The sequence below is a fragment of the uncultured Campylobacter sp. genome (assembly GCF_937997465.1).
Classification (GTDB): domain Bacteria; phylum Campylobacterota; class Campylobacteria; order Campylobacterales; family Campylobacteraceae; genus Campylobacter_A.
Window position 1 is genome coordinate 1 of sequence record NZ_CALKTQ010000218.1, and the last position, 11,955, is coordinate 11,955.

At 46.9% G+C, this 11,955-nt stretch carries 12 protein-coding genes and 1 pseudogene; 10 read left to right on the forward strand and 3 right to left on the reverse strand.

The features are described 5' to 3' along the window. Positions 1-564 precede the first annotated feature (564 nt). From Q0546_RS07275 to Q0546_RS07285, 3 genes are read right to left on the reverse strand one after another with little or no spacing between them, the layout of a single operon-like run. Complete coding sequence (locus tag Q0546_RS07275) at positions 565-1,569, reverse strand: alanine racemase (RefSeq protein ID WP_298791767.1); 1,005 nt, start codon at positions 1,567-1,569, stop codon at positions 565-567. Beyond that, complete coding sequence (cmeU, locus tag Q0546_RS07280) at positions 1,562-1,804, reverse strand: CmeU family protein (RefSeq protein ID WP_298791769.1); 243 nt, start codon at positions 1,802-1,804, stop codon at positions 1,562-1,564. The genes Q0546_RS07275 and cmeU overlap by 8 nt, the downstream gene beginning before the upstream one ends. Beyond that, positions 1,805-2,740 carry a L,D-transpeptidase family protein gene (locus Q0546_RS07285; RefSeq protein WP_298791771.1) on the reverse strand — a complete coding sequence of 312 codons (936 nt, stop codon included), beginning with the start codon at positions 2,738-2,740 and terminating at the stop codon, positions 1,805-1,807. 132 nt (positions 2,741-2,872) lie between these two features. Between Q0546_RS07285 and Q0546_RS07290 the strand changes: the two genes are divergently transcribed. From Q0546_RS07290 to Q0546_RS07335, 10 genes and pseudogenes are all read left to right on the forward strand, one after another. Next, on the forward strand, positions 2,873-3,352 hold the full coding sequence (locus Q0546_RS07290) for a copper chaperone PCu(A)C (protein ID WP_298791773.1): 480 nt from the start codon (positions 2,873-2,875) through the stop codon (positions 3,350-3,352). Beyond that, complete coding sequence (locus tag Q0546_RS07295) at positions 3,352-3,813, forward strand: hypothetical protein (RefSeq protein ID WP_298791775.1); 462 nt, start codon at positions 3,352-3,354, stop codon at positions 3,811-3,813. The genes Q0546_RS07290 and Q0546_RS07295 overlap by 1 nt, the downstream gene beginning before the upstream one ends. Before the next feature lie 28 nt (positions 3,814-3,841). Further along, positions 3,842-4,420 carry an SCO family protein gene (locus Q0546_RS07300; RefSeq protein ID WP_298791777.1) on the forward strand — a complete coding sequence of 193 codons (579 nt, stop codon included), beginning with the start codon at positions 3,842-3,844 and terminating at the stop codon, positions 4,418-4,420. A 156-nt stretch (positions 4,421-4,576) separates the two neighbouring features. Beyond that, complete coding sequence (locus Q0546_RS07305; protein WP_298791778.1) at positions 4,577-5,689, forward strand: hypothetical protein; 1,113 nt, start codon at positions 4,577-4,579, stop codon at positions 5,687-5,689. A 15-nt stretch (positions 5,690-5,704) separates the two neighbouring features. Continuing rightward, positions 5,705-8,299 carry a Sec-dependent nitrous-oxide reductase gene (gene nosZ / locus Q0546_RS07310; RefSeq protein WP_298791780.1) on the forward strand — a complete coding sequence of 865 codons (2,595 nt, stop codon included), beginning with the start codon at positions 5,705-5,707 and terminating at the stop codon, positions 8,297-8,299. Positions 8,300-8,434: 135 nt separating this feature from the next. Continuing rightward, complete coding sequence (locus Q0546_RS07315) at positions 8,435-9,196, forward strand: hypothetical protein (protein WP_002947648.1); 762 nt, start codon at positions 8,435-8,437, stop codon at positions 9,194-9,196. Then, entirely contained in the window at positions 9,193-10,428 is a 1,236-nt protein-coding gene (locus tag Q0546_RS07320) for a nitrous oxide reductase family maturation protein NosD (RefSeq protein WP_298791784.1), read from the forward strand. Before Q0546_RS07315 ends, Q0546_RS07320 begins: the two co-directional genes overlap by 4 nt. Further along, positions 10,425-11,105 (forward strand): 4Fe-4S dicluster domain-containing protein, encoded by a 681-nt coding sequence (locus Q0546_RS07325; RefSeq protein ID WP_298791785.1) that lies wholly within the window; start codon positions 10,425-10,427, stop codon positions 11,103-11,105. Before Q0546_RS07320 ends, Q0546_RS07325 begins: the two co-directional genes overlap by 4 nt. Positions 11,106-11,107: 2 nt before the next feature. Next, a complete protein-coding gene (locus Q0546_RS07330; protein WP_298791787.1) occupies positions 11,108-11,680 on the forward strand; it encodes a hypothetical protein in 573 nt (190 codons plus the stop codon). A 9-nt stretch (positions 11,681-11,689) separates the two neighbouring features. Next, positions 11,690-11,955 (forward strand): annotated as a pseudogene (locus Q0546_RS07335) (cytochrome C); the annotation flags it as partial.

The following is an 11,955-nucleotide window of genomic DNA, read 5'->3' on the forward strand; positions in this document are numbered from 1 at the left end:
AGCTTTAAATTTAGCGATCTAAAAACCGCGCTTCGGGATATTTTGAAGTAAATTTAAATAATTTTGCCTGCTTAGCCAAATGCTCCGCTTCGGTTTTTGCAAAATGCGGCTAGCGCAAACACAGCGTAAATTTGACGCCGCTACGAAAATTTAGCCGCATAGAATCTCGTCCGATTTTATCGCAAATCCGAATTTTTAAAAACGCCGACGTAGAGGCCATAAGAGCAAATATGATAACGCCCTAAAACATAAAATGCTTTGCCCGCTGATATGGCGGGCTATAAATCGGTAAACAAAATTTAGCAAACCTGACGCTTAGGCAAAATTAGCACGATCCGCCCAAGAAAAAAGCAATAAATTTTTACGACTGCCGAGCAATGTCTTAAATTTACAAAACCGCGAGCCGATATTAGGCAAAATTCGGCGTAAATTTGAATCAGACGGCAAATTTACGCTTTTGAAGATAGTAGACTAAGCTCATAAATTTGGAAAGCTAGCTTTTGCCACTAGTTCTGCGCGCAAGGGTTTGCTACCTGCGCGCTCAAGCGGACTTGCGAGAAGTTTTTAATCAAACCGCCTCGAGATGCTAGGCGAGAGCTTAGTCAAAACATCATAACTGATCGTGCCGAAAAAATCCGCCCAAACGCGCGCGTCGTCAAATACGCAAATTTTATCGCCCGCGTCTTCGCAGCAAAAGCTATCCATCGACATTTTGCCGAGCAACCGCTGTCCGCCGGCAGTCTTTAGCTCGCCCTCGCCCGCATAGCGCAGCAGTCCGTCGCCGTAGCCTAGGTCGTAAACGGCGATTTGCATATCCTCGCTCGCGCAAAATTTAGCGCCGTAGCCCGCGCATTGCCCTTTTTTTAGTACTCTACCGCTAACTTTATGCGCCCAGAGCGACGCCACGCGCTTTAGCCCCAAACTATCGTCAAACTGCGCGTAGCCGTAGGCGGCGATGCCCACGCGCACGTACTCGTCCGCTAGCTCGCCGAAGCGCTCGGTCGCAGCAGAGTTATGCGAGTGAAAGGTCAAATTCGAACCGCCGCAAATTTCGCGCACTACGGCTTTTGCCGCGGCGAAATTTTGCCTCTGCACGAAATAATCGCTACTGAGCTCCTCGGCGCTTCTAAAATGCGTAAATGCACCGCAAATTTGCAGTCCGTGCGCCAAGGCCGCCTTGCACGCCGCCCTCGTCTCATCTACCGCAACGCCGTTTCGGTGCATGAGTGTATCGACGGCGATATGTATGCGCGCACCTTTTTTAAATTTAGAAATCAGCGAAATGTCGTTTACCGCGTAGATAAATCGCTCGCTCTCGCCGCCGTGCGGGATGTGCGAAAGGATGAGGATGTGCTCGAAAAAGGGCTCCAGCTCGCGCGCCTCGGCTTCGTTTTTAACCGCGCAAAATTTGATGCCGTAGCTCGCCGCCTCATGCCCCACAAGCGCCGCTCCATGCCCGTAGGCATTGTCTTTTAGCACCAAAATCACGCGATCTTTGCCGCCGGCTTTGGCGCAAATTTTAGTTAGATTATGGATATAGGCGGATCTGTTTAAAACGAGTTCAGACATTGAAATTTACGCCAAACGCCTCGTAAACGTTAGGAAGTAGCTTTCTGATACTATAATCGTAAGAGTAAAATTTAGCGTAAAGCGCCTTTAGATCAGCCTCCTCAACCGCTGCAAAGTCAAACACGTCAGTGCCCGCAACCTTTGGCACTTGGCGGTCTAGCTCGGCGAAAAACTCGCTCCTAGCCTTTAAAATTTCCTCGATTTGAGCCTTTACTATTTCTTTTTTTTCTTGCATTTACTTCTCCGTTAAGATTTTAAATTTATCTTTATCTAGCCGCACGTAGAGCTCTTTTTGCCCCTTAAATTTGTGACTAGGCGCAGTATAATCCTCGTCAAAAACCACTCTAAAAAGATTTTGTCCTTTGACGTTTGGATACGGCGTCACGCTAAAATTTGAAGCTTTTATGCTCTTTTTTTCGTTTAGCGCGAAAATTCTCTTTTTATTTTCGGCAAATTTAGCCCTCGTTAGCGCGTTTTTGCCCTCTATCTTTACAAATTCGTCCGCATAAAAGCCGAGGTAAATTTTAGTTTCGTTATCTCGCCACGCCTGCAGCCACTCGTGTAGATGCGCCAGCACGTGCGCTACGTCGTCTTTGCTAGCGTCTACCTTCTGGCTTTCGCTGATTATCACGACGCCCTCGCTGCCGATTAGTCGGCCGAATTTCACCAGCGCATCGTTGTTAAACGCCACGCAGCCGCGCGTTTTTACTTCGTCGTCGCGTTTGCCTTTCATCGGCAGACCGTGTATCCAGATACCTCCGCCGGTTTTTTGTGCGGCTTTGTCGTGAGCGTTCGGGTATGATAGCGACATAGCAAGCGGCCCATAAAATGTATCGGGCGGCGTAAATTTATCAATGACGTCGTAAACACCGATCGGCGTTTTTAGATCGCCTTCTTTAAATTTATCCCCGCTTTTGCCCGTTATCACGCTTTGAGAAAAGATTTGCTCCAGCGCGCCGCCCGCATACTCGAAGCTTTGCAAGGTTTTTTGCGCTTTATTTATGACGATGATTTTGGTTTTAGCCTCGTAGTAGCCGTATCTGACGTCGGCTGCGCCTAGCTTTTCCAGCCAGTACTTTGCACCAGTCAAATTTGCGTCCGCTAAAGCCTCGGCGAGTAAAATTTGAGAAAAAAAAGCATAAAAAATAAGTAAGCCGAGTAGTTTTTTCAAAATTTTCCTAACGTTGAGTATTTTCGTAATAAAGGCCAGAATTATATTACATTTTCTCTTAAAAATTTTAAAAAGCTTTTATTTTGTGTTACAATAGCGAATATCAAAATTATACGTAAAGGACGCAAAAAAATGAAAAGCAAATTTTTAGCTTTATCTCTAGTAGTCGCCTCTTTGGGCTTTGCAAATGCCGCAGATATCGAGATCGTTGATATCTACGCCAAGGCTACACCTCCCGGCACAAAAAATACGGCTCTGTTTTTCGATATCAAAAACAACACGGATAAACCGGTAAAACTAATCGGCGCTAGCTCTCCCGCAGCCGCTACAGGCGAGATACACACGCATAAAGACGTAGACGGTATGAAAAAAATGGTGCAAATAGAAAATATCGAGGTGCCTGCGATGGGCGAGGCGAATTTAAAACCGGGCGGTCTGCACGTGATGCTGATGAACGTAAAAGCCCCGATCAAAGAGGGCGACAAACTAGACGCTACGCTAGAGTTTGACAACGGACAAAAACTCGAAGTAAAAGACATCGTCGCAAAGTCGGTCGTAGCTAAAAAAGACGGCGAACACGGACACGATCACGGCGGACATCACAAGCATTAATGAAAAAATTTCTCATTATTTTAGTCCTGCTAGTCGGTGTTTTAGGTACCTCGGCGTATCTGTTTTTTAAACCGCAAGCGCAAGAGGACTTTTTGAGCGCAGAGGACGTGGGGGCAAATTTAACCCCGCTTCCTTGCGATATGAACGCCGAGCACTCCTGCGGCGTGGAGTTTCGCGGCAAGACGGTTAAATTTAGCCTCTCGCCAAAGCCTATTTACACGATGCAGCCGACGATCGTGCGCATCGAGGGGCTAGAAGGGTTTAAAAACCCGAGCCTTGAGATCCACGGCGTAAATATGGACATGGGTGTGATTAAGGCCGAAGTAGAAAAACGCGACAACGCCTACATATCAAACATCGTGCTAAGCGCGTGCCTGATAAACATCATGAGGTACCGTTTCGAGGTGCTTGAAAACGGCAAAAGAAGCGGGCTTTATATAGACTTCGACTTGCATCAATAGACGCAAATTTTACTTAAAAGGGCGGATGATGAAAAAGCTTATTATCGTACTTATACTGATTTTAACGGTTCTTGGTGTAGGTTATCTCGCACTCTACTCAAACAAATACGCCCCTAACGGTCAAGGCACAAACGTCGCCGAGGGTCTAAAAAATTACGATTTTACCGGCAAGGGCGTAAACGGCGCGGTGAGTCTAAAGAGCTTTGAGGGTAAAAATAAGATCATATACTTTGGCTACACCTCGTGTCCGGACGTCTGCCCCGCGACTTTAGGTATCTTAAGCGGCGTGTTAAACGAGCTTAAAAGAGACGATATCGTCGTGATTTTCGTCACTCTCGACCCGGAGCGCGACGAACCTAAAAACGTCGATGAGTATGCGAAGTATTTTTATCCGAATTCTTACGGTATAGTATTAGACGATCTACCTAAGGTTGCAAAAAGCTACGGCGTGAAGTATCAAAAGGTGCTGCTTGAAAAATCGGTCATGGAGTACTCCGTCGCTCATAGCTCCTCGCTATACGTACTAGATAAAAACGATAAATTCGTCGCCGAGATATCCAATCTAACGGCGCAAAACATCAAGAAAACGCTGGAAAATCTGGAATAATAACAGCTTTATTATTTAGTTGTTATGAGTGTTACGTTATAACACAGAGATATTTTTTTATGCTCAATTATTAACGATTTTGATTTAAATCAATATACTTTAAGCCTTCCGGTTGTATAGTTTCTTTAGCGGAAATTTAAAACTCGGAAGTCATCCATGAAGATTATAGCGCTCGTATGCGCTCTATTTGTTTTCTCCTTCGCAAGCGACGTTAGTGCTACGGCTAGTCTCGACGTAAAAAGCTGCGCGTATAGCGAGCAAAACAAAACCCTAGCCATCTACGATGCCAAAAATTCGCTAAATATACTTAACAAAAAAGACTTAAAACCCATAAGCAAATTTGACTTTAAAACAGACGAGATAACCTCGCTAGCCTTTGATGGCGCAAATTTATACGCAGGATTTGCTGGCGGCGAGATAGCTAAATTTAACGATGATTTTAGCTCTTTTGCCGGCATGCTAAATCTTTCAAATTTAAGCCTTGATGCGCAGATAACGCACCTTCACGTCGCAAACGGCAAAATTTACGCGGTCGTCAGCAAAGACGCCTTTATCTCCTACGATCTTGCGTCAAAAAAGCTGACGCGCGCAAATCTTGACGGCACATACCGTATCGTAACCTGTCAAATTTTAAACGGCGCCGCACTGATAACCAGCTGGGATAGATCGGTTTTTAGCGTAAATTTAAGCACCATGAAGGCAAAAAATCTAGGCAGATTAAAATCCGTAGCTTTGAGCGCGGCGGAGATAAACTCAGGCGTGATTTTCGGACTTGCTAGCGGCGAGATAGCTAGCCTCAAATTTGACGCCGAAGCGAATTTAACAAGCAAGCAAACTGGTGCGACAAATTTGGATGCCGAAGCAAATTTGGGCGACAAAGAAAACGCAATCGCAAATTTAACCGCCGTCAAAAACGCGCAAAACAAAGCGGATCTAAATTTGACTAGCGGCACAACAAACGCAATTTTGATGAACTCTACAAATTTAGAAACAAAAAACTCGGCGAGTACAGAGACCAAAGCCGCCCCAAACTCAATCGTCCAAATTTACAAAATCTCAAATTCACGCATTAAAAGCCTACTGGTCGTGCAGGATAAAGTTTATATCGGGCTTGGAAACGGCGAAATTTTACGAAGCGACGCGGAGTTTAAACAGATAGAAAAAATAGGCAAAAACTCTGACGCCGTGATAAGAATTTTTAACGACGAAGATAGCGTCATAGCCGTTAGCATAAACGGCGAGATCCAAATTTACAAGAAAAAATCTTAGGAAAGGAGATTTTCAATGAACAAACTACTTAGTTGCGGTATCGTTGCGGCTGCGGGCCTGGCGTTTACCGTTAGCAGTGCGTGTGCGACGGATAGCGATTTACAAGCTATCATGAAAGCGCGCGGTCTAACGGAAAAAGACGTCCTGGCGGCTGCTAAAACGTATCAGCCAAGCGGCAAGAAGGACGACTATATCGTCTTCTCATCAGGAGGCCAAAGCGGACAGGTAATGGTTTACGGCGTGCCTTCAATGAGGATTTACAAGTATATCGGCGTATTTACGCCCGAGCCTTGGCAGGGATACGGCTACGACGAGGAGTCTAAAGCCATCCTAAAAAGCGGCGCCATCAGAGGCAAACAAATCACGTGGGGCGACACTCACCACCCTGCTTTAACCGAGAAAAACGGCGAATACGTCGGCGATTATCTTTTCATCAACGACAAGGCCAATCCTCGCATCGCGGTTATAAATTTGCACGATTTTGAAACTACGCAAATCGTCGTTAATCCAATCGTAAAAAGCGAACACGGCGGCAGCTTTATCACCCCAAATAGCGAATACGTCATCGAAGCGGCACAGTACGCGGCTCCGCTAGATAACGGCTACCACTCGATAGACGAGTACGAAAGCGCATACCGCGGCGCGGTAACGTTTTGGAAATTCGACTATCCAAAAGGCAAAATAGACGAGAAAGCTTCCTTCTCGCTCGAGCTTCCTCCGTATTGGCAGGATCTAAGCGACGCCGGTAAGGGCGAGAGCTTCGGCTGGGCGTTTTCTAACTCCATAAACTCGGAGATGTATACCGGAGGTATCGAAAAGGGCTTGCCTCCATTTGAAGCGGGCGCTAGCAGAAACGATACGGACTATTTACACGTTTATAACTGGCAAATTTTAGAAAAACTAGCTCAAGATAAGAAAAACTACAGAGAAATAAACGGCCACAGAGTAGTTACGATAGAGGCTGCCGTTAAAGCCGGCGCGTTATTTTTGATCCCTGAGCCAAAGAGTCCGCACGGCGTAGACGTCACTCCTGACGGCCGCTATATCGTTATCGGCGGCAAGCTAGATACTCACGCGACGGTTTATGATTTTAAAAAGATCAAAAACCTAATCGATAAAAAAGAGTTTGCCGGCACCGATCCGTACGGCATCCCTGTGCTTGATATGGCAAAGAGCTTGCAAGGACAAGTCGAACTTGGCCTTGGACCTCTGCACAACTCTTTTGACGAAAAAGACGGCATCATCTATACCTCTCTTTACGTCGATAGCCAGATCGTGAAATGGGACTATAAAAATCTAAAAGTTCTAGATAGGATCAACGTCCACTACAACATCGGACACCTTGATACTATGGAGGGTAAGTCGTCAAAACCTAAGGGAAAATACGCTATCGCTCTTGATAAACTTTCGATCGATCGCTTTAACCCGGTCGGCCCTCTTCACCCGCAAAACCACCAGCTAATCGACATAGCCGGCTCAAAAATGGAGCTTTTATACGATATGCCGATACCTCTGGGCGAACCTCACGACGTAGTTTCGATCGCGGCTAGCAAGCTAAAACCGGCTACCACCTATGCCATGGGAACAAACTCTCGCACCGGTAAAGAAAGTCCGTTCGCTACTCTTGCCGGACAAGAAAGAGTCGAGCGCAACGGCAAAAACGTAACCGTCTACGCCACGATGATCAGAAGCCACATCAACCCTGAGCACATCGAAGTAAATAAAGGCGACAACGTAACCATCCACCTAACAAACCTAGAGCGCGCACAGGACGAGACACACGGCTTTACCGTGGATCTTTATAATATCCACGCCTCTTTAGAGCCTGGTAAAACTGCGACCGTAAATTTCGTAGCCGACGAAGAGGGCGTATTCCCTTACTACTGCACCGAGTTTTGCTCTGCGCTACACCTTGAGATGATGGGTTACTTGCTAGTTAAAGATCCGAACAAAAAATACGAATCCGCCAAAGCAAGCAAGCTAAAAACCCTAAGCCCGGAAGCTCTAAAAGCCGAATACGATAAAGTAATCGCTACAAACAAAGCTACCGACGAGGTTATCCAAAGCGTCGTTACTTATTTGAAAGAGAAGCATTACGAAAAATATCCTAAGGTAAAAGAGCTAGTTACGGACGCGCTAGATCAATACGGCAAAATCCCTGAAGCAAAAGCAAAAGCCGACGAAGCCTACAAAAAAGGAGACGTAAACGGCGCGATACTATGGGAGTACCAAGTATGGCAGTATATGGTTAAAACCGCGGACGTCGGCCTAAGAGCTAAAAACAATCTCGCTAAAGAGATCGCCACACCTATGAGCCCGGCTGCCGCTAAAGGCGAGGAAGCCTATCTAAAAGGCGGTTGTAACGGCTGCCACGTCATCGGTCAGGTTAGCTCGGGTCCAGATCTAACCGGCGTTCTTTTGCGTCACGAAAACGGCGAGAAATGGGTGTTTGACTTTATCAAAGATCCTGCTAAATTTTACAACGACGAGTACGTCAAATCTATGATAGATTTCTTTAACCTCAGGATGCCTAATCAGCACATGAGCGACCAAGAGATCAAAGATATCATCGAATACCTAAAATGGATCGACGAAAACGCGGGAATGTAATCCAAATTTGATTCGGGCTTAGCGGTCCGAATCAGTACGCTAAATTTGAGGCTCGGCGCGCGCAACCCGAGCCTCCCACGTTAAATTTAAAAAGCGTTTTGCGAAAAATTTTTTAAATTTAACAAAGGAGAAACGATGAAGAAGTATCAAATTTACACTATTATCGCGTTAGTCTTGATGACCGTTTGTTTTACGATCCCGGTGCTAGGCTTTTTCGGAGCCAAAGCCAAGATCGCCGCAGGCGAGCCTCTCGCCGGGTATTCGTATAAAATTTACGACCTTTACACCTCGTTTCAGTACAAAAATCACTTGATGCCAGACGACGTAAAAGCCAGCCTACAAAAAGCGATCGAGCAAAAAGCCGAGATCGGCACGCCATCTTTTCCTATCTGGTACGTCGCGCTTGAAGCGCCAAACTACCCAAAAGACGCCTTTCCAGACGGTATTCCGGTTTATTTTCACGTTGACGGATACAGCGGCGACGTGCACGAGATGAACACCATAAACCACTACATCGGCATGTATCCGATGGAGCACGGCGGCAACGTCGAGCGCGCGATTGCGCCTTATTATCTGCTTATTTCCACGCTTTGCATGCTAGCCTTTTTATACTACGACGGCAAATTTAACTCCCTGCTCATGGTGCTTCCGACCATAGCTCCGCTGCTTTTCATGGGCGCGTTTGCGGGCTGGCTTTACTGGTACGGGCACAATATGCAAGAGTGGGGCGCGTTTAAGATAAAACCGTTTATGCCGACCGTGCTTGGCGACGGCAAGGTCGCGCAGTTTACAACGCACTCGTATCCTAGCATAGGATTTTGGGTGATGATGGCTATGAGCGCGCTTTGTATACTAGCCGTATTTTCAAAGAAAAAAGAGCTCAAAGACGCGAAATGAAATTTAAGCTTTTGCTCTTTTGCGCGCTAAATTTAACGGCCTTCGCCAGTCCGCTGCAAGACGCTATAAACGCCGCCGAACCGGGCGACATCTTGCGCCTAAACGACGGTCTTTACGAGGGAAATATCGTAATCGATAAACCGCTAACGATAATAGGCAAAGGCGAGAACGCCGTGATACGAGGCGACCGCAAATCAAGCGTGATAAAAGTAACGGCAAAAAACGTAAAGCTCATAAATTTAAACATCGAAGGCAGCGGCACGAGCCAGATGAACCTAGATGCGGGCATAAGCTGCGCAAAGGGCAATAATATTTTAGTCGAGAAAAACCGCTTTAAAGACGTGCTGTTTGGTATCGAGCTATCAGAATGCAACCAAGCCGTGATAAGAGATAACAACATCACCTCAAAAGAGGGCTTTGACGTGCCTAGACGCGGAGATGCCGTGCGCGCGTGGTATTCGCACGAAAATTTGATCGAGCGAAACTACGTCTATAACAGCCGCGATATCGTGGCGTGGTTTTCCAGCAACAACATAATCCGCAAAAATTTCGGCAAAAACAACCGCTACGCCGTGCATACGATGTACTCTACGGGTAACCTCATCGAGGATAACGAATTTAGCGGCGGCGCGGTGGGGATGTATTTTATGTTTTCAACAAATTCCCTCGTGCGCCGAAACGTGATAATCAACTCAAACGGAGCATTCGGCGTGGGTATCGCGCTAAAAGATACCTCGGGCTTTACCGTGAGCGAAAATACCTTTTTATATAACTCGCGCGGCATCTACTCCGACCGCTCGCCGCTAAATCCGGGCGCCGTAAATTTGATCGAAAACAATCAAATTTTATACAACGTCATCGGGCTGCAAATGCACGCGACGCAGGAAAAAAGCGTGTTTAAGGGCAATGATTTTATCGGAAACATGGAAACGGCTATCAACGACACTCCGGGCTCAAAGATCGAGCTAAACGAGTGGAGCGGTAATTATTTCGACGAATACGAAGGACTCGACGTCGATAGAGACGGCATCGGCGATACGCCATACTTGCACTTCGTTTACGCCGACAAGCTTTGGCAGTATTATCCGGCCCTACGCTTTTTCTACGGCTCCACCGTGATTAGCGGGCTAAATTTCCTAGCTAAACTTGCCCCCTTTTCCGAGCCGCTTAAGCTTTTAGAGGACGACTCTCCTAAAATGCGCCCAAACAACGCTCAAAAGGCAACGCTATGAATAGGCGAAATTTTATCGCACTAACGGCAGGTGCGGCGGCTGCAGGCTACGGCATCGGGTATTTTCTACCCAAAACGCGCGCGGACGAACTTTTTTTACGGCCTCCCGGAGCGGTTAAAAATTTCGAATCGCTCTGCATAAAATGCGGCCAATGCGTGCAGGTCTGTCCGTATCACAGCATCGAGCTACTAGATATAACGCAGGGCTACTCAAACGGCACGTCCTATATCGACGCGCACGAGCGAGGCTGCTATCTGTGCGACCTTTTCCCCTGCGTTTTAGCCTGTCCAAGCGGCGCGCTAGATCACGCTACGACGCAGATTAGCGACGTAAAGATGGGCGTGGGCGTGCTGCGAGGACGCGAGGCCTGTCTAGCGTACAAAAACGAAAACGTAAATTTAAACGGCATTACGAAAATGCTTGAGCGTAAAATTTACAACGACCGCGAGCAAGCCGTAAAAGACGCCGTCCAAAATAGCGTGGACAAGCCCTGTGATCTATGCGTGAGCCTCTGTCCGATCGGAGACGTCGCCATAGCGATGGCTAAAAGCGACGGGCGAAATTTGCCCGAATTTAAACAAGGTTGCGTCGGATGCGGCGTGTGCGCCGAGGTTTGCCCGGTGCAAATCATCGACATCGCGCCAAACCGCGGCTATGATGAAATTTACAAAGGATAAAAATGAGAAATAAAATTTTAGGCTGTCTCGTCGCCCTCGCCGCCGCTGCGCTGATAACGGGCTGCGAGAGCAAGGATGATAAAAAACCGACGACGCAAGCGGCAAAAACGCAAGCGACGCCCGCCGCCGCAGGCATGATAGAGACGCAAAAAGCGGACGCTAACGCAACCGCGCAAAAAGACTACGATCAGTTTATGAGCTACGATATAAACGGTAAAAAGAGAGTCAAATTTGGTCTAGATGACGAAGAGAGCGAGACTAGCCGCTCAGTCGGCGCGCTAGCGATGGTGCGAAACCCGCTGCAAAGCATAAATTTAAAACTAGTAAAAGGGCGCCTTAGCAAGGACTTTATCGTAAAATGCTCCGCCTGCCACGACGACTACGCCAACGGCATCATCGGCCCGTCGCTGCTAAATAAAACCTCGGATCAAATTTACGACATGATATTTGCGTATAAAAACAAGCAAAAGGCAAATCCGCTGATGAAAGATCTAGTCCAAACCCTAGACGAGGCGCAAATCCGCGCTCTAGCAAACGAAATCAGCGAATTTAACGAGCAGTTTAGAAAAAAATAGGAGGCTAAAATGGGAAAGAAAATAGCGATAATCTTTGGAGCTTTGGTCTTGGTTCTTATGATTTTTATGCTGACTAGCCAGCCCTCAGCGCCCATAAAAGATGCCAGCAGACCCGAAATAAAACCCCAAGACTTCGCTCCTAAGCAAGAGCGAAACGAGGAGCTAAATCTGCAAGACGCCGAGGAAATAAAAAAGATAAAACAGCTACAAAACAGCGTAGCAAATCAGCCTAGCGAGGGCGTTAGTAAACGATACCTCACATCCTGCGCGCCTTG